The sequence below is a fragment of the Pseudonocardia humida genome, assembly GCF_023898865.1.
Taxonomy (GTDB): domain Bacteria; phylum Actinomycetota; class Actinomycetes; order Mycobacteriales; family Pseudonocardiaceae; genus Pseudonocardia; species Pseudonocardia humida.
Map to the genome: position 1 here is coordinate 164,784 of NZ_JAGSOV010000037.1, position 16,926 is coordinate 181,709.

Annotated in this window: 15 protein-coding genes; 7 read left to right on the plus strand and 8 right to left on the minus strand. The window is 73.7% G+C overall.

What is annotated here, in order from left to right; translation table 11 throughout:
- Nucleotides 1-31 precede the first annotated feature (31 nt).
- Nucleotides 32-649, minus strand: coding sequence for a hypothetical protein (locus tag KDL28_RS17795; protein WP_252440008.1), 618 nt, complete (start codon nucleotides 647-649; stop codon nucleotides 32-34).
- A 185-nt stretch (nucleotides 650-834) separates the two neighbouring features.
- Complete coding sequence (locus KDL28_RS17800; protein ID WP_252440010.1) at nucleotides 835-1,638, minus strand: hypothetical protein; 804 nt, start codon at nucleotides 1,636-1,638, stop codon at nucleotides 835-837.
- A gap of 806 nt (nucleotides 1,639-2,444) precedes the next feature.
- Here KDL28_RS17800 and KDL28_RS17805 point away from each other — a divergent pair.
- A complete protein-coding gene (locus KDL28_RS17805) occupies nucleotides 2,445-2,822 on the plus strand; it encodes a hypothetical protein (protein ID WP_252440012.1) in 378 nt (125 codons plus the stop codon).
- Nucleotides 2,823-2,879: 57 nt separating this feature from the next.
- Nucleotides 2,880-4,088 carry a DUF6545 domain-containing protein gene (locus tag KDL28_RS17810; protein WP_252440014.1) on the plus strand — a complete coding sequence of 403 codons (1,209 nt, stop codon included), beginning with the start codon at nucleotides 2,880-2,882 and terminating at the stop codon, nucleotides 4,086-4,088.
- A 39-nt stretch (nucleotides 4,089-4,127) separates the two neighbouring features.
- On the opposite strand, the gene KDL28_RS17815 is transcribed toward KDL28_RS17810, so the two are convergent.
- The 5 genes from KDL28_RS17815 to KDL28_RS17835 all read right to left on the minus strand — a co-directional run bounded on the left by KDL28_RS17815 (nucleotide 4,128) and on the right by KDL28_RS17835 (nucleotide 8,938).
- Nucleotides 4,128-4,598 (minus strand): hypothetical protein, encoded by a 471-nt coding sequence (locus KDL28_RS17815; RefSeq protein ID WP_252440016.1) that lies wholly within the window; start codon nucleotides 4,596-4,598, stop codon nucleotides 4,128-4,130.
- Between the two features lie 270 nt (nucleotides 4,599-4,868).
- A complete protein-coding gene (locus KDL28_RS17820) occupies nucleotides 4,869-6,029 on the minus strand; it encodes a nitric oxide synthase oxygenase (protein WP_372497006.1) in 1,161 nt (386 codons plus the stop codon).
- A 120-nt stretch (nucleotides 6,030-6,149) separates the two neighbouring features.
- The gene (trmB, locus tag KDL28_RS17825) at nucleotides 6,150-6,884 is read right to left on the minus strand and encodes a tRNA (guanosine(46)-N7)-methyltransferase TrmB (protein ID WP_252440018.1); all 735 of its coding nucleotides are present in this window, start codon (nucleotides 6,882-6,884) and stop codon (nucleotides 6,150-6,152) included.
- A complete protein-coding gene (locus tag KDL28_RS17830; protein WP_252440020.1) occupies nucleotides 6,877-8,031 on the minus strand; it encodes a glycosyltransferase family 2 protein in 1,155 nt (384 codons plus the stop codon). The genes trmB and KDL28_RS17830 overlap by 8 nt, the downstream gene beginning before the upstream one ends.
- A 49-nt stretch (nucleotides 8,032-8,080) precedes the next feature.
- A complete protein-coding gene (locus KDL28_RS17835) occupies nucleotides 8,081-8,938 on the minus strand; it encodes a glycosyltransferase family 2 protein (protein ID WP_252440022.1) in 858 nt (285 codons plus the stop codon).
- 469 nt (nucleotides 8,939-9,407) lie between these two features.
- On the opposite strand from KDL28_RS17835, the gene KDL28_RS17840 reads away from it, so the two are divergent.
- From KDL28_RS17840 to KDL28_RS17855, 4 genes are all read left to right on the plus strand, one after another.
- The gene (locus KDL28_RS17840; protein WP_252440024.1) at nucleotides 9,408-10,934 is read left to right on the plus strand and encodes a TldD/PmbA family protein; all 1,527 of its coding nucleotides are present in this window, start codon (nucleotides 9,408-9,410) and stop codon (nucleotides 10,932-10,934) included.
- A complete protein-coding gene (locus KDL28_RS17845) occupies nucleotides 10,931-12,352 on the plus strand; it encodes a metallopeptidase TldD-related protein (RefSeq protein ID WP_252440026.1) in 1,422 nt (473 codons plus the stop codon). The genes KDL28_RS17840 and KDL28_RS17845 overlap by 4 nt, the downstream gene beginning before the upstream one ends.
- Nucleotides 12,353-12,485: 133 nt before the next feature.
- Nucleotides 12,486-13,367: an alpha/beta fold hydrolase gene (locus KDL28_RS17850; protein ID WP_252440028.1), complete on the plus strand. Its 882-nt coding sequence runs from the start codon at nucleotides 12,486-12,488 to the stop codon at nucleotides 13,365-13,367.
- Nucleotides 13,368-13,585: 218 nt separating this feature from the next.
- Nucleotides 13,586-13,897 carry a hypothetical protein gene (locus tag KDL28_RS17855; RefSeq protein WP_252440030.1) on the plus strand — a complete coding sequence of 104 codons (312 nt, stop codon included), beginning with the start codon at nucleotides 13,586-13,588 and terminating at the stop codon, nucleotides 13,895-13,897.
- Between the two features lie 15 nt (nucleotides 13,898-13,912).
- Here KDL28_RS17855 and KDL28_RS17860 read toward each other — a convergent pair whose 3' ends face one another.
- A complete protein-coding gene (locus KDL28_RS17860) occupies nucleotides 13,913-14,539 on the minus strand; it encodes a hypothetical protein (protein WP_252440032.1) in 627 nt (208 codons plus the stop codon).
- A 460-nt stretch (nucleotides 14,540-14,999) separates the two neighbouring features.
- Here KDL28_RS17860 and KDL28_RS17865 point away from each other — a divergent pair, with 460 nt between their 5' ends.
- On the plus strand, nucleotides 15,000-16,826 hold the full coding sequence (locus KDL28_RS17865) for a phosphoenolpyruvate carboxykinase (GTP) (RefSeq protein ID WP_252440034.1): 1,827 nt from the start codon (nucleotides 15,000-15,002) through the stop codon (nucleotides 16,824-16,826).
- Nucleotides 16,827-16,926: the final 100 nt, after the last annotated feature.

Consider the following 16,926-nt stretch of genomic DNA (forward strand, 5'->3'; position numbering starts at 1 on the left):
CGCTGTGCCATCGATTCGCTCGCGAGCTCGCTCATGCCGCCACCGCCGGCGGCAGCTGGAGCCGGTACCGGCGTTGCTCGTCGTCGGGTCTGGTCGCCGGGACCACGAAGCGGGGGCTGAGCAGCCCGGCGGTGCTCAGCTCCGCGCAGTGCCGGGCGACGCCGCGGGCGTGCGCCAGCCCGGCGCGCCGGGCCAGGTCGGGCTGCCACGCCGGGGCGGTGGCCACGGTCAGCGAGTCGAGCTCGACGAACTCCAGCAGCGCCTGCGCGGCCTGCAGCCTGCGCCCGCCGGGGAAGCGGTCCCAGACGCGGACCAGCCAGGCCTGGCAGAACTCGGTGGGCGAGAGGTCGGCCAGCGGGTGGCACACGTCGCGGACCTCCAGCGCGGCCGCGATCTCGACGTCGCCGATGACGAACGCCCCCACCGGCGTGCGGACGTCCAACGTGCCCCCGGTGACCGTGCAGACCCATCCCGCGCTCTCGTCGAGGGTGGCGGCGACCCGCTGGTGCGGGAGCACGACGGTACCGAGGCGCTGCACGTACAAGGGGCGGCCGCAGGCGGTCTGCGGGTCGCGCAGCGGGGTGCGGGCGAGGTGGCGCAGGACGCAGGGGTTGGGTCGGGGGAGGTCAAGGCTGGGCAGCGTGATCACGTCGGCTCCATCCACCGAGTCGGGCGTGGGGCAGGGGCACCGGCGGGTGCGGGGGGGGACGGCGGACCGTTCGGCCCGTCCGGGGAGGGGCGCGCTAGGGGCGGCGGCGCCGGGCGGACGGACGGGGTCGGGGGTGGCGGGGCGCGGGAGCGTGGGGTCTGCGCCGGCTGCTCGGGGTCAGCACGTCACGCTCCTTGCCGGTCGGCGTTCTGGGTGCTCGTCCGCGGGGGTTCGACCAGCGGTGCCGTGCGCGACTCCCCGCGACCGCGCCGGAAGAGGTGCACCAGTTGGCGGGGCAGCCGCTGCTCGGTGTCCGGTTCGGCGTCGACCGGCCGGCGCGGGTCGGTCGCCGTCAGCACGCGGCGCTGGTGCAGCAGCCGGACCAGCGCGGTGTCCAGGTCGGCCGCCCGCTGGTCGCGCGGGCGGTCCAGGGTGCGGACCGGGGCCGCCAGCTCCAGGACGTACCCGGTGAACCACTCCTCGACGGTGGCGACGGACCGCCCGCCCGCGGCGGGCAGCCGGAACGCCCCGCGCGTGCGCAGGCCCGCGTCGCCGGGGGCGTCCGGGTCGGGGTCCAGGACGGTGGACGTGGTGCGGTCGCGGATCGCGCCGGCGCGGTGCAGCGTGCGGGGGAGGGGTTGTTCGGTGCGGGTCAGCACGTCGCGGGCCCATCCGGGCAGCAACCGCAGGTCGACCACCGCCGTCGCGTGGCAGAGGGGCACCTGCTCGCCGTCGAACGTGGTGACCAGCGACACGACGCGGTACTGCCGGTCGCCGTGGCGGCGGGTGAGCAGGTCGGTGACGGTGACCGGCCGGCCGCCGAGCCAGCGCTGCAGCAGCGCGGTGGTGAGCGAGGTGGGGCGGTCGAGGTAGCGGGTGAACGGTTCCCAGATGCGCTGCGGGTGCTCGGGCGGCAGCTCCAGCAGGGCGACGCGGCGGGCGAGTTCGCTGTCGGACGGCTCGTGGGCGAGCGGGGCGGGGTCGATCATCGCGTGCGCTCCGTTCCGACAGGGCGGGGTCGCCGCGCGGAGCGCGACGGACCGTGTGCCAATCCTCAGCGAAGTTGGCAGGAGGATCATAAACTGAGATGAACCGAGTGTGTCAACCGTACGTGAGGAGGTGGGGGCGGTATGTGTCGGTTAGCAGTGCGTACTGTCGCCGTGCCGCTCTGCATCCCCGCAGTTCAACGAGGTAGCCGCAGGTAGCATGCACAGTGTGCGGACTCGAGCGCGTCAACGCTCGTTCACCAGGTCGTCAACCGATGGACCATGGCAGCCGGAGGGCCATGAACTGAAATGCAGAGTCACGGTGCAAGTGCATGGGACAATGGCGGCTCCGGCCAGGGGACGGCGGGTCCGCCGCTCGGGCCCACGACCGCGCATGGGTGGCTGCTCCGGGCACCCACCGGCGGATTCTCCCGCCATGATCGTCGTTGCCTGCATCTGCGAATGCAGGCGCACAGTATGTTGATCTACTAGACCGAATGCCGAGTTATTCGGGACTGGCGCATGGATAGTTGTCCCTTATCATTGCGTGGGCGGGGGTGGCCGCGGGAACAACGGCGTGATCAACGTTTCCGGAGGGCAAGATGATCACACGGGGCGGACCGGGCGCATTCGCCCGGAGTACTCGGCGGATACTGGCGCAGCGCGCCCGCCCGACGCCCCCCTCCTGGCCCGATCTCCTCGACCGGAGCGCTCAGACACTGGCCGGCCTGGGTGTGCGGGCCCGGTCACCCTTTGATCTCGAGAGGTTTCTGGGCGAACTGGTGCAATTGCGTGGTGGGCGTGAAATCGTGCTCACCCCCATTTCGGTGCGGTCCGGTGCGGCCACCGTCTGCGGCTACTGCCTGACCATGGCCGACCGGGACCACGTCTACTACGCCCAGTCCCGCAGCCGCCTGCACCGCACGCACAACGCCGTCCACGAGTTGGCGCACCTCCTGCTCGGGCACGGCTCCGTCGCGCCGCTGGCGGTGGCGGGCCCCCCCACCGACCGGCGCCGGGCCTGGCTCGGCATCGCCGAGGCCGGCTACTCCGAGCACTGCGAGGACGAGGCCGACGCGGCCGCGGCCATCCTGCTCGGCAGCTGGCACGAGACGGCCCCGCGCACCTGGGCCGCGCACTCCGCGCTCAGCCGCGGGGCGGCCCGCCTCGCCGACGCCTACGCCTGACCGGCCGGGACACCTGATGACGTCGGACGGACCGGAACCCCGGCGGGCCGAGCGGTGATGTGGCCGACGGTCGTCGCCGCCGCGCTGCTGCTCGCCGCCGGGCTGCCCCGCCTGGTCTGGGGCTCGCCGTCGCAGCGCGCACTGGCCACCGCGCTCTGCAGCTGCGCCGTGGTGCTGCTGCTGGAGCTGGACGAGGTGGAGGACCTGCTCGGCCCGGCCGGGTTGGCCGGCCCCGCCACGCTCGCGCAGTGCCTCTACGTGACACTGGCCGCCGCGGCCGCGTTCGGCATGGCCCGGCAGGTCTCGCCGACACCACTGCGGCCGCGGGTGTCCGCGGCCGTGATCGGCGTGCCGATCGGCGTCCTGCAGTGCGCCCTGTTCGCGGTGTCCGGGCTGCCCGGCGCTCCCCCGACGCACGCCCAGTTCCCCGAGCACGTCCACGACCCCGCGGTCCTCGGGCTGTGGGCGGTCACCGCGGCCGGTCCGGTCGCCGCGGCGGCGGTGCTGCTGCCGGTGCTGCGCGCCTTCGGGCCCGGCCTCGACCGCCTGCGCGGGCGGGTCGCCGTGGCCTGCACGTTCGCCGGCCTGGTCCTGGTGGCCTTCGCCGGGGCCACCATGGCGGCCCAGCTGGTGGTGGCCGCGGTCGGGCTGCCCGGCGTCGAGCGGCTCGGCGCGGCGGGCGCCCCGCTGGCGCCGACGGGCCTGGCCGTCATCGCGGCGGGTGTGCTCGCCGGGCGCGTGCTGGCGGTGGTGCAGGCGATCCGCGGCTGGGTCGGGGCCCACCTCGCGCTGCGCCGGCTCGACGGGCTCGCCCGCGAGCTGGGGGCGGCGGTGCCGGAGTGGGGGGTGACGACGGTCGAGCACCGGTGGGCGGTGCGCAAGCCGGCCGGGCAGCTCTACCGCAGGGTCATCGCCATCCGCGACGCGTCCTGGACCCTGTTCGGGGTGGTCGAGGGCGGGTTCGCGATGGAGTGCGCGGACGGCTTCGCGCGCTCGCGGCGCGGCTCCCTCGGCGAGCAGGCGGTGGCCGTGCTGGCCGAGGCCTGCTGGCTGCGCTACGCGATCGAGGCGAGGGCCCGCGGCGCCCGCCCGCCGGGCCCGGGTGCGGCGCACTTCCCGGAACGCGTACCCGAGCCGCCGGGATCGCTGTCCGAGGAAGCCGATTTCCTGGTCGCGGTGGCGCGCGCCTGGCGCGACCCGCTCATCGACGAGTTCCTCGCCGAGTGCTTCCCCGACGACTGCCGTCGCCAGCTGCGCACCGCGTAGCCGGGTCCTTCACCCCGGCGGAAAGGGGACCGCGACGGGTCAGCTCCGGGTGGCCGGCGAGTCGCTCGGACCGCTGAGCTGGGCGTGCTCCAGCACGGCCAGCAGCGTGCGCCGGGAATCCTCCGGCATGCCGCGCACGCGGTGCATGATCTCCAGGACGCCCGCGGACCGCATGGCCGCGATCACCTGGAGGTCCTCGCGGGCCTGCGCGTTGTCGGCCGGGCCGATGGCGTCGATCAGCTGGCTGAGGCTGATGTTGAACAGGTCGGCCAGCGAGTTGAGGTGGCCCACGGTCGGGTTGTTGCGCTTGCCCCGGGTGAGCTGCCAGATGTAGGTGCTGGAGATGGTGCGCGTCTTGCGCTCGTCGTCGGGGAGCTCTGCGGCCCGCTTGTTGATCTGGTCGGCCGCCTCCTCGAACGTGTACGGGCGCTTGGTGGCGGGGTTGGGGAAGAGCTCGAACAGCTGTGTCAGGGTCTTAGCCAAGCCGTCGGACTGCTTGTCGGTGGCCATCGCCGGCTGGTCCCTCCTGCGTCGGTGTCCCGGGGAGGACGCTACAAGCCGGCGGGCCCGCCATACATCTGGGTTGGTCGAACGGTCGGTTCCCTGCGGTCAAAGCTCATCCCGGGAGTGACGTGCGTCGCGGGCCGACTGGTCGTCACACCGGCACGCTCGACGTTTCAGCCCAGTATTCTACGCCGATCGGCCGCTGTTGCGCGACAAGCGGTCTGTCTCGTGAGTCGAACGGCGACTACGTGAGAGTTGATGCGACGTGCTGCGCGTTCACTCACCCTCGCGCGTGAGGTAGGCGGGCCGGGTCCCGGGCTGCGGGACGTCGTAGTAGCGGTGGAAGACCGGGGTGAGGCCGCCCGAGACCGGCGGCACGATCCAGCTCCAGTCCGCGGGGCAGGACCGTCCCGCGCGCTCCTCCTTGTCCACGTGCACCAGGAAGCGCTCGGACTCGGTGTGGTGGTCGGTGATGGTGACCCCGGCGGCGTCGAACGAGTGCTGGACGGCCCGCAGCACCTCCAGCGCCGCGCGGTCGCGCCAGAGCGTGCGGGGGGAACCGGTGTCCAGCCCCATCCCGGCGGCGACGGCCGGGAGCAGGTCGTAGCGGTCGGGGTCGACCAGGTTGCGGGCGCCGATCTCGGTGGCCATGTACCAGCCGTTGAACGGCGCGGCCGGGTAGGTCACCCCGCCCACGACCAGTGGCATGGCGCTGATCGCCGGTACGGCGTGCCAGCGCAGCGCCAGGTCGGCGAACCAGTCGAGCTCGGGGTGGGTCAGCTCGACCTCCAGCACGGCGTCGTCGGGCAGCTCGAACAGCTCCGGCACACCGCCGTCGACCGAGACGAGCAGCGGCAGCACGTCGAAGCGGCCGGGCGGGTCGGGGCGCCGCCACCCCAGCCCCACGGCGCGGTCGGTGAGGGCGGCGTTGCGCGCGTCGCCGCGCACCCCGCCGTCCGCCAGCCGGTGGCCCGCGTAGCGGATGAGTTGCTCGTTGTGGATGCGCGGACCACTGGCGTCCGGCGTGCTGGGGGCGAACACCGTCAGGGTGGAGCGGATCCGCCCGCCCCGGCCCGCCTCGCGAAGGTGGGTGACGCACTCCGCGGCCACGTCGGCGGGATCGCGCACGTGCCTGAGGTCGCGGACGCGCAGGCTGTTCCAGTACAGCCTGCCGATGCAGCGGGCCGCGTTGCGCCAGGCCACCCTGGCGCCGAAGACGAGCTCCTCGGGCGTGTGGGTGTAGGTGCCCGTGCGGTCGATCTCGGTGAGGACCTCGTGCAGCCGCCTGCGCACGGGGCGGCCGGTCTCGGCGTGCAACTGGGTGAGGAACTCCTCGGCCTCGGCCGGGTCGACCGGGCGGCCGGGCGCTGGACCGCTGTCGGTGGAGTGGGAGTGGCAGTCGCGGGGAGCGGGGACCTCGGAGTCCCGTACGACGATCGTCACCCGTACCTCTGCCTTTCGTCCGCCGGCCCCCGGTGATCACCGGGAGGAGTCCTTCCTACCCAGGGTGACGAAAGAACGTCGCATCGCGAGATGCGCTATTCAGGCGATGTATCGTTACTCCTTGTAGTAGAGCAGGTCACGCACCTCGCGGCCCTCGACGCGGGCCCGCGCCTCGAACTTGGTCACCGGGCGCCAGGACGGGCGCGGCAGCCAGCCGTCGGCGGTGGCGGGGCGCAACCGGGGCTCGGCGCCGCACACGTCGAGCATCTGGACGGCGTAGTCGGCCCAGTCGGTGGCCAGGTGCAGGGTGCCGCCCGGGCGGATCCGGTCGGCCAGCACGGCCACGAGATCGGGCTGCACGAGCCGGCGCTTGCGGTGGCGCCGCTTGGGCCACGGATCCGGGAAGAAGATCCGCACACCGTCGAGCGAGCCGCTCGGCACGCGCTCGCGCAGCAGCACCACCGCGTCGCCGCGCAGCACGACGAGGTTGGTCAGCCCCGCCTCGGCCACCCGCATCAGCAGCTGGGCGATGCCCGGCTCGAACACCTCCACCGCCAGGTGGTCGGTGCCGGGCTCGGCGGCGGCCATCGCCGCGGTCGACTCCCCCATCCCGGAGCCGATCTCCATGACCAGCGGGGCGGAGCGGCCGAACCACGCCGCCGGGTCGTAGGGCCGGGCGCCCGACACCAGGTCGGCCACCTCGTGCCCGCGCACGGGCCACCAGCGGTCCCAGGCCCGCTGCTGGCCCTCGGTCAGCCGGGCCCGGTGGTGGACGAAGCTGGTGACGGCCCGGGGCGGCCGGGCGGCGGGGTCCTGGGGGTCGTCGAGCGGCGGGCGGCTCTCAGGCACCGGTGTTCGGGCTGGGCGCGACCTGGTCGGGCTGCGGGACGCGAACCGGCTCGGCGGACGGGTTCGCCGCGGTCGGTGACTGGGCGGCGATGTTCTGGCCGGTGCCCGAGGCGGGCGGCGGTGTGAGGGGGCCGAGGCCGGCCTGCGGGTCGCCGGGCATCCGCACGCCCGCGGTGGCGCCGGGCAGCTTGCCGCGCACGTAGCCCGCGCTGGTGAAGGCGAGCGCGGTGACCACCGCGGCGGCCGAGGACACCCGGCCCTCCTTCAGCTCGCGCAGCACCGCCGACGGGAGCACCTTCGCCACGTAGCTGCGCTCGGTGGACAGCCCGTCGCCCGCGCCGACCATCTTCGACACGGCGGCCTTGGACAGGCCCTCCGACCAGCTGCGCCTGCGCAGGTAGGACCACTCGACGCGGTCGGAGCTGACCCGGTGGTCGACCACCGCGGCCGGCTCGAACAGGATGCGGATCTTCTCCCCGGCCCGGCGGTAGGCCTGGTGGGCCCGGATGCAGAGCTCGGTCTCCTCGCAGCCCAGCGGGTTCTTGCCGATCCGGCCGATGTCCTCGGCGAACCCGCCGACCCGGTCGAACACCTCCCGGCGGAACGACATGTTGCAGCCCATGACGTTGCGCACCTCGGCCTGCTTGCGCGGCTGGCCGGTGTAGGTGCAGCCGACGATCCAGTCCAGCTCGCCGGTGGCGTCCGGGTCGTAGGGGGCCTCGCCGGGCAGCACGCGCGGGCGGTTGGTCGGCCAGCGCGGGTGCGCGACACCGCCGACGCCCGCGACGGTCGGGTCGGCGTAGGGGGCCAGCAGGGCGTCCAGCCAGCCGGGCCGGGCCGACGCGTCGTCGTCGAGGAAGACCACGATGTCTCCGGTGGTCTCGGCGACCGCCGTGTTGCGCGCCCCGGACAGGCCCTGCTTGTTGGCGTTGGGCAGCACCCGCACGCCCGGGTCGGTGAACCGCGCCCTGGCCCGCTCCAGCAGCGCCTCGTTGTGGTCGACGACGACGAGCGTCTCGATCAGCCGGTGCGGCGGGGTGACGGTCTGGTCCTGGACCGAGGCGACCGCGTCGACGATGTCGTTCCACCGCTTCTCGGTGTAGACGCAGATCACGACGCTCGCCGTGACGGCGGGGGCGGTGGTCACGGGGTTCTCCTCCGGGTCGGCTGCTCGGTCCCGGTGCTCGGCGGTGGGCTCAGCGGGAGCGGCGGACGGACGACCGGCGGTCGGCCCGCCGGTGCTCGGCCAGCAGCGTACGCAGGACCCGCGTGCCGTCCGCGAAGGTGCGCAGGTTGGAGTCGCCGAAGACCCGCAGCCGCTCGATGGACGGCACCTCGGTGATGCGCAGCCCCGCCGCGGCGACGCGGCAGTTGAGCACGGTCTCGATCTCGAACCCGTCGCCCCAGAGCATGCCGTCGGCGGGGGCCGCCGCGTCGATGGCGGGCAGGTCGAGGATCGGCAGCAGGTCGGCCCAGAAGGCGTTGTAGCCGTAGCACAGGTCGGTGTACGACGTGCCGAACAGCGCGTTGGCCACCCCGTTGAGCCCGGCGTTGCCGCCGCGGCGCAGCAGGGTGATGTCGTCGCTGCCGCCGCCGGTGGTGAACCGGCTGCCCTTGGCGAAGTCGGCCCCGGCGACCAGCGCCGAGACGAACGCCGGGATCTCGGCCGGGTCGGCCGAGCCGTCGGCGTCGAACATCACGATGACGTCGCCGGTGGCGGCGGCGAACCCGCAGGCCATGGCGTTGCCCTTGCCCTTGCGGGTCTGGGTGATCGTGCGGACCCAGGGCAGCACGCGGCGGGCCGCCTCCAGCGAGCCGTCGGTGGAGTTGCCGTCCACGACGATGATCTCGTGCACGGCCGGGCGCACCGCGGCGATGGCCGGCAGCACGATCTCCAGGTTGCGCGCCTCGTTGCGCACCGGGACCACCACCGACACCGTCGGGAACGGGGTGCGCGTCGGTTGCGGGTACTGCCGCGGTCGGGTCTCCACGTGCGGCGGCGCGGCCAGCGCCTGCGTGGAGAGGGCCGGGCGGTCGGGCGTAAGGGTGCTCACACGTCCTCCTGGGGGCTCCGCGGCACCGGACCGGAACCGGTCCCGTGCCGCAGATGATCGAGAACATCCCGCGCGCCGGCGGCCCGGGGGCACGCGGCCGCGGCGGGCCGGTGCGGGTTCGGGAGCGCCCGAACCACCGAGGGCGGGAAGGTCGTCACGATGGGGAGACGCCCGGCCCGGATTGAGGTTGCGTCGGGTTCCGAGAACGATTCGGAGAAGATCTGAGCGCGTCGGTTGCGGCGACGAGCGGTCGAACGAGGGCTCCACGGCGCTGCTCGGCCCGAGCGACCGGCCCGGTGCCACTGGGCGTGACGAACCGCATCCTCACCGTGCCGAACCGACCGCCGCCCGGTCACGCTCGACGCCGCGGCGCCGGTCGCCGAGGCCGGGGTCCGGCCGGACCGGCGGCGGGTCGGCACGCCGCGCAGTGATCCACGGCGAACCCGGCGCCGCGGGTTACGTTGCGGGCATGGCCCCCGTCGCCGATCCGGCCGACCGGATCGATCCGCAGTTCCGCGCCCTACCGCTCGCCGCGCTGGCCGACGCCGCGCTCGGGCGGGCCCGCGAGCTCGGCGCCTCGCACGCCGACCTGCGCGTCGAGCGGATCGTCAACCAGTCGATCGACCTGCGCGACGGGCGGGTCACCGGCATCGGCGACTCCACGACGGTCGGGCTGGCCGTGCGGGTCGTCGTGGACGGGGTGTGGGGGTTCGCCTCGCACGTCGAGCTGACCCCGCGGCGGGCCGCGGCGACGGCCGCGCGGGCCGTCGAGGTGGCCCGGACGCTGGCCCCGGTGGCCGTCGAGCGGGTGGAACGGGCCGACGAGCCCGTGCACGTCGACGCGGTGTGGGTGTCGGACTACGACGTCGACCCGCTGCTCGTGCCGACCCGGGAGAAGGTGGAGCTGCTGGTCGAGCGGTCCCAGCGGCTGCTGGCCAGCGACGGCGTCGACCACGTGCACGCCGGGGTGGCCCAGGTCAGGGAGTGCAAGTTCTACGCCGACATGGCGGGCACCTCGACCGTCCAGCAGCGGGTGCGGGTCGCCCCGGCGATCACCGCGACCGCCGTCGACCGGGCGGCGGGCGGGTTCGAGTCGATGGCCTCGCTGGCCCCGCCGGTCGGGCGCGGCTGGGAGTACCTGACCGGCGAGGGCTGGGACTGGGACGCCGAGCTGCGCGAGATCCCCGAGCTGCTGGCCGAGAAGGCCAAGGCGCCCAGCGTGGCCGCCGGGCCCTACGACCTGGTGATCGACCCGACCAACCTGTGGCTGACCATCCACGAGTCGATCGGCCACGCCACCGAGTACGACCGGGCGATCGGCTACGAGGCCGCCTACGCCGGCACCAGCTTCGCCACCCCCGACCAGCTCGGCACGCTGCGCTACGGCTCCGAGCACATGCACGTCACCGGCGACCGGACCGTCCCGCACGGCCTGTCCACCATCGGCTACGACGACGACGGCGTGGCGACCACCGAATGGGACCTCGTGCGCGACGGCGTGCTCGTCGGCTACCAGCTCGACCGCACGTTCGCGCCCCGGCTCGGCCTGGAGCGCAGCAACGGCTGCGCCTTCGCCGACTCCCCCCACCACGTGCCGCTGCAGCGGATGGCGAACGTCTCGCTGCGCCCCGACCCGGCCCGCGACACCGGCACCGACGAGCTGATCGCCGGCGTCGAGCGCGGCATCTACGTCGTCGGCGACAAGTCGTGGTCGATCGACATGCAGCGCTACAACTTCCAGTTCACCGGGCAGCGGTTCTTCCGCATCGAGGGCGGCCGGCTGGCCGGCCAGCTGCGCGACGTCGCCTACCAGGCCACCACCACCGACTTCTGGGGCGCGATGGACGCGGTGGGCGGCCCGTCGACGTGGCGCCTGGGCGGGGCCATGAACTGCGGCAAGGCCCAGCCGGGCCAGGAGGCCCCGGTCAGCCACGGCTGCCCGGCTGCCCGCTTCCGCGGGATCTCCGTGCTGAACACCCAGGAGGAGGGGCAGTGACCGAGGCGGCGATCGCGGCATCGAGCGGGGCGGCCCAGCGCTGGCGGGCCCAGGACGTCGTCGAGCGCGCGCTGGCCGCGGGCACCCGGTTGCACGGGTGCGCGGTGCTCGTGCGCGAGACCAGCGAGGCCGTGCTGCGCTGGGCGAACTCGACGATGACGACCAACGGGCACACCACGTCCGGCCGGGTCACGGTGATCGCGTTCGTGGCGGTGGACGGCGGCGTCGCGGCCGGGGTGGCCAGCTCCAGTGCCGCGGTCACCGCCGTCGCCCAGCTGGAGGAGCTGGTGGCGGCGGCCGAGGCGACGGCGCGCGACGCGGGCCCCGCCGAGGACGCCCTCCCGCTGCCCGAGCCGACCGGCGACGACCCGGGCTGGGCGGAGGCGGGCGCGGAGACCTCGATCGGGGTGTTCGGGCCGCTGGCCGCCGGGCTGGCCGAGGTGCTGGCCGGGCCGCAGCGCCAGTACGGCTTCGCCAGCCACGAGCTGACCACCACCTGGCTGGGCACCTCGACCGGCCTGCGCAGGCGCTGGGTGCAGCCGACCGGGTCCATCGAGCTGAACGCCAAGACGCCGGACCTGTCCGGGTCGGCCTGGACCGGCGCCTCCACCGCCGACTTCACCGACGTCGACGTGATCGGGCTGGCCGCGGAGGCGGCGCGGCGCCTGGAGTGGGGCCGGCGCAAGCTGACCCTGGCGCCGGGCCGGTACGAGACGGTGCTGCCGCCCTCGGCCGTCGCCGACCTGATGATCTACCTGGCCTGGTCGATGGACGGCCGCCCGGCGCACGAGGGGCGCAGCGCGCTGGCCGGTCCGGACGGCCCGCGCACCGGCGAGCGGCTCACCGACCTCCCGCTGACGATGGCCTGCGACCCGGCCGCGCCCGGCCTGGAGTACGAGCCGTTCCTGACCGCCTCCCGCTCGGGCGAGGGGATCAGCGTGTTCGACAACGGCGCGCCGACCCGCCGGGTGGAGTGGGTCAAGGACGGGGTGATCGGCGAGCTGGCCTACTCGCGGGCCGAGGCCGCCGAGTTCGGCACGGCGTTCACCCCCGCGGGCGACAACCTGCTGCTCACCGGGGGATCGACGGCCAGCACGGCGGAGATGGTCGCCGGCACCGGGCGCGGCCTGCTGCTGACCTGCCTCTGGTACATCCGGGCGGTCGACCCGGCCACGCTGCTGCTCACCGGGCTCACCCGCGACGGCGTGTACCTGGTCGAGGGCGGCGAGGTGGTCGGCGAGGTCGACCACAACTTCCGGTTCAACCACTCGCCGCTCGACGTCCTGCGCCGCGCGCCGGAGGTCGGGGCGACCGAGCGCACGCTGCCCAGGGAGTGGAAGGACTGGTTCACCCGCACCGCCATGCCGCCGATCCGGGTGCCCGACCTGAACATGTCCTCGGTGTCGCTGGGGCGCTGAGCGCCGCCGGTGGTTCGGCACGTCGCCCCCCGGGTCCGCGCCGCCCGCCCCCTCTAACCCGTTCGACGTGCTTGACAGGTTAGCAGTCCGGTTGCGACTGTGTAACCACATCAAGCCGTCGAAGGGGTTAGTCATGGTTCCGGTCCACCACCGCACCGCCACCGTCCGCGGGCACCGCGTCTTCTACCGGGAGGCGGGCGACCCGGCCGCCCCCGCCGTCGTGCTGCTGCACGGGTTCCCCACCAGCTCGCGGATGTTCCGCGGGCTGATCCCGGCGCTGGCGCGGCGCTACCGCGTGATCGCCCCGGACATGCTCGGCTTCGGCCACTCCGACGCCCCGGACGTCGAGGAGTTCGACTACACCTTCGACGCCCTCGCCGAGGTCACCGGGGAGCTCCTGGGCGCCCTCGGCGTCGACCGCTACGCGCTCTACGTGCAGGACTACGGCGCACCGGTCGGGTGGCGGCTCGCGCTGCGCCACCCCGGGGCGGTGCGGGCGATCATCACCCAGAGCGGCAACGCCTACGAGGACGGCTTCGACCCCGGCTTCTGGGCGCCGATCCGGGAGTTCTGGGCCGCGCCCGGCCCGTCGACCGAGGCCGGGGTGCGCGGCGCGCTCGCCCTGGACGCCATCCGCTGGCAGTACCTGCACGGCGTGGCCGAGCCCGACCTGGTCGACCCGGACACCTGGACCCTCGACCACGCCGGCGTGAGCCGCCCCGGCAACGACCGGGTCCAGGTGCGCCTGATGCGCGACTACGCCACCAACCCGCCGCTCTACCCCGCCGTGCACGAGTACTTCCGGACCAGCCGGGTGCCGCTGCTGGCCGTCTGGGGCGCGGGCGACGAGATCTTCCTGCCGGCCGGGGCCCTGGCCTTCGCCCGCGACCTGCCCGACGCGCGGATCCGGCTCGTCGCAGGCGGCGGGCACTTCCTGCTGGAGACCCACCTCGACGTCGTCGTCGACGAGGTCGTCGATTTCCTGGCCACCGCGCCGGCCCCGGCGCCGTCCTGATCCCCCGGCGGTCACCGTTCGTGGGGACCGACCGACCGCGGAGCGATCCGACGCGGCGACTGTGCGCGCACACCGTGCCACTCGGCGCACGGCGGCGCGCCGGTGCGTCACCCGACCGGCGTGATCGCGTTGACTGTCCGAACGCGCCGGCGTCGTCGCGGACCGATCGTGCGGGAACGAAGGCCGGCGTGAGTTGGCGGCGAAGGGGGTCGGGACCCGTGCCCTACGAGGTGGTGAGCGCGTACACGCTGCTGGTCGGCGACGACAGCGGACCGATGCTCAGCGTGCACACGACGGCGTCGGACGCCTGGCACGCGCTGGACCGGGAGGTCCGCGAGCGCTGCCGGATGCGCCCGCGGCCGCGCCGGCGGGTGACCGCCGACGCCGCGACCCGGTTGGCCGACGCCTGGCGCGACGCCGACCCGGACTTCCGCTACTGGAACGTCACCGTGCACCGGCTGCCGGTGCCGGTACCGGTGATCGCCGGCCCGCCCATGGTGGCCCGACCGATGGCGGGCGCCTTCCGCTGAGCGGGGCGCCAGCGCTCAGGGCTGGGCGGGCGGGGCCGGGTTGGCGGGCGCCGTCGCCGTGGGGGTGGCCGCCGTCGGTGCCGCGGTGGGTGCCGCGGTGGGTGCGGCAGCGGGCGCCGCGGCAGCGGGCGCCGCGGTCGGTGCCGGGGACGGCGGCGGGGTCGCGGCCGGCTGCGCGGCGGCGGCCGGCTGGGCCGGGGGCGCGGTCGGCGGGAGCGGCGGCGCGCTCTTGATCGTCAGCGGGCTCGCCTGCGGGGCGGCGGTGACGCCGCGGTCGGCCAGGCGCTCGGAGACCTGCTCGGAGATCTGGTCGGCGCGCCTGCGCTCGCGGACCCGGATGAGCACCAGCAGCGAGATGCCGTAGGCGATGCCCAGGATCACCAGCACGACGCCGAGCTTGAGCACCAGCGTGGTGAACAGGTCGCCGGTGTCGACGTCGACGGTGGAGGTGATCAGCAGCACGCCGCCGGTGACCAGGATGAACAGCACCGACAGCAGCATGTTGACCGAGTGGCTCACCTTGGTGTCCTGGAACACCTCCTGGAGGAACGGCTCTCCCGCCCGCACCAGCAGGCGCGCGACCAGGAACGTCAGCCCGATCGATATGACGAGCAGGAGGACGTTCTGGGCGGTGTCGTTCATCGGGCTCCCCCTGGAGGCTCGGAACGGGCGAGAGCGGTGCTGCTCGACCCGGCGGGCGCGGGTACCCGGCTGCAGCGTCCCCTACTCGAAGCGGCGAGATCAGCGTAACGCTTCGGAGCGGGGTCGACCGGGTCTCGTCACCCGGTCGCCGGGGACCGTCGCGGGCCCCTGCCGCGGGCCCCTGCCGCGGGCCGTTCGCCATGCGCAACACGCAGGTCACACAGGTGGTGCACGCCACCGGCGACGGGCGTGGGCGGCGCCACAGCGAAAGCGCTTACATCGGTTCTGAATCGATTACATGATCGGTCTTGTGAGGCGACCGACAGCATCAGCGGTGTAGCTCGCCCCGCGTCCCGGGTACCTTCGAACAACACCTTTCCACCAGCACACCCGGACCGATCGGCCGCGGGTGTGCGCAGCATTTCCGGGGGCCGGGTAACCGGCGAGGAGCGAGGACGATATGACAGCGATGACCGTGCCAGGAATCGACGATGCGCCCGTGCAGAACGCTCGCCTGCTCTCCTGGGTGCGGGAGGTCGCTGAGCTCACCACCCCCGACAACGTCGTCTGGTGCGACGGGTCCGACGCCGAGTGGGACCGGATGACCAGCCGCTTGGTCGAGGCCGGCACGTTCGTGAAACTGAACGAGGAGAAGAAGCCCAACTCGTTCTACGCCGCCTCCGATCCCGATGACGTGGCACGCGTGGAGGAACGCACCTTCATCTGTTCGGTCGACGAGGCCGGCGCCGGTCCCACCAACAACTGGATGGACCCGGCCGAGATGAAGTCCATCATGACCGAGCTGTACCGCGGGTGCATGCGCGGCCGGACGATGTACGTCATCCCGTTCTGCATGGGCCCGCTCGACGCCGAGCAGCCCTTCCTCGGCGTCGAGATCACCGACTCCGAGTACGTCGTGTGCTCGATGAAGATCATGACCCGGATGGGCGCCCCGGTGCTGCCGCTGCTCGACGGCCCCGCGGGCGACCGGTTCGTGCCCGCCCTGCACTCGGTGGGCGCCCCGCTCGAGCCCGGCCAGCAGGACGTCGCCTGGCCGTGCAGCGACACCAAGTACATCACCCACTTCCCGGAGACCCGGGAGATCTGGAGCTACGGCTCCGGCTACGGCGGCAACGCGCTGCTGGGCAAGAAGTGCTACGCGCTGCGCATCGCCTCGGCCATGGCCCACGACGAGGGCTGGCTCGCCGAGCACATGCTGATCCTCAAGCTGATCAGCCCCGCGGACGAGGCCTACTACGTCGCGGCGGCGTTCCCGTCGGCCTGCGGCAAGACGAACCTGGCGATGCTGCAGCCGACCATCCCCGGCTGGCGCGCGGAGACCGTGGGCGACGACATCGCCTGGATGCGGTTCGGCGAGGACGGCAGGCTCTACGCGGTCAACCCCGAGTTCGGCTTCTTCGGCGTCGCCCCGGGCACGAACTGGAAGACCAACCCCAACGCGATGCGCACCATCGAGCAGGGCAACTCCCTGTTCACCAACGTCGCGCTGACCGACGACGGCGACGTGTGGTGGGAGGGCCTGGAGGGCGATCCGCAGCACCTCACGTCCTGGACCGGGCAGGACTGGACGCCCGACTCGGACTTCCCGGCCGCGCACCCCAACTCCCGCTACACCACGCCGATCTCGCAGTGCCCGGTCGTGGCCCCGGAGTGGGAGGACCCGCAGGGCGTGCCGATCTCGGCGATCCTGTTCGGCGGCCGGCGCAAGACGACCGTCCCGCTGGTCACCGAGGCCCGCGACTGGCAGCACGGCACCTTCATGGGCGCGACCATGTCCAGCGAGAAGACCGCCGCCGCCAAGGGCGGGCTCGGCCAGGTCCGCCGCGACCCGATGGCGATGCTGCCGTTCCTGGGCTACAACGTCGGCGACTACTTCCAGCACTGGGTGAACGTCGGCAAGGGCGCCGACGCCGACAAGCTGCCCAAGATCTTCTACGTCAACTGGTTCCGGCGCGGCGAGGACGGCCGCTTCCTGTGGCCCGGCTTCGGCGAGAACAGCCGCGTGCTCAAGTGGTGCATCGAGCGGATGGAGGGCACGGCCTCGGCCACCGAGACCGCCATCGGCTACGTGCCCACCGCCGAGCAGATGGACCTCACCGAGCTGGACACCCCCATCGCGGACGTCGAGGCCGCGCTGGCCGTCGACGTCGAGGAGTGGAAGGCCGAGATCCCGCTGATCGAGGAGTGGTTCGAGGTCGTCGGCGACCGCCTGCCCACCGCCATGCGCGACGAGCTGGAGGGGCTCAAGCTCCGCCTGGGCCTGTAACCGACGCCCGCCCCGCGACCCCGGCCGACCGCTCGGCGGCCGTTCCGGGCTGTTCGGCGCTGTCCCCCCTCCACTGTCCGAGGTACGACCACCGCCCGGC

Bases quoted from the DNA above. Each gene is read 5' to 3' on its own strand.
- KDL28_RS17850 (WP_252440028.1), top strand. From the start codon at position 12,486: ATGGTTCCGGTCCACCACCGCACCGCCACCGTCCGCGGGCACCGCGTC.
- KDL28_RS17800 (WP_252440010.1), bottom strand. From the start codon at position 1,638: ATGATCGACCCCGCCCCGCTCGCCCACGAGCCGTCCGACAGCGAACTC.
- KDL28_RS17840 (WP_252440024.1), top strand. From the start codon at position 9,408: ATGGCCCCCGTCGCCGATCCGGCCGACCGGATCGATCCGCAGTTCCGC.
- KDL28_RS17810 (WP_252440014.1), top strand. From the start codon at position 2,880: ATGTGGCCGACGGTCGTCGCCGCCGCGCTGCTGCTCGCCGCCGGGCTG.
- KDL28_RS17865 (WP_252440034.1), top strand. From the start codon at position 15,000: ATGACAGCGATGACCGTGCCAGGAATCGACGATGCGCCCGTGCAGAAC.
- KDL28_RS17815 (WP_252440016.1), bottom strand. From the start codon at position 4,598: ATGGCCACCGACAAGCAGTCCGACGGCTTGGCTAAGACCCTGACACAG.
- KDL28_RS17860 (WP_252440032.1), bottom strand. From the start codon at position 14,539: ATGAACGACACCGCCCAGAACGTCCTCCTGCTCGTCATATCGATCGGG.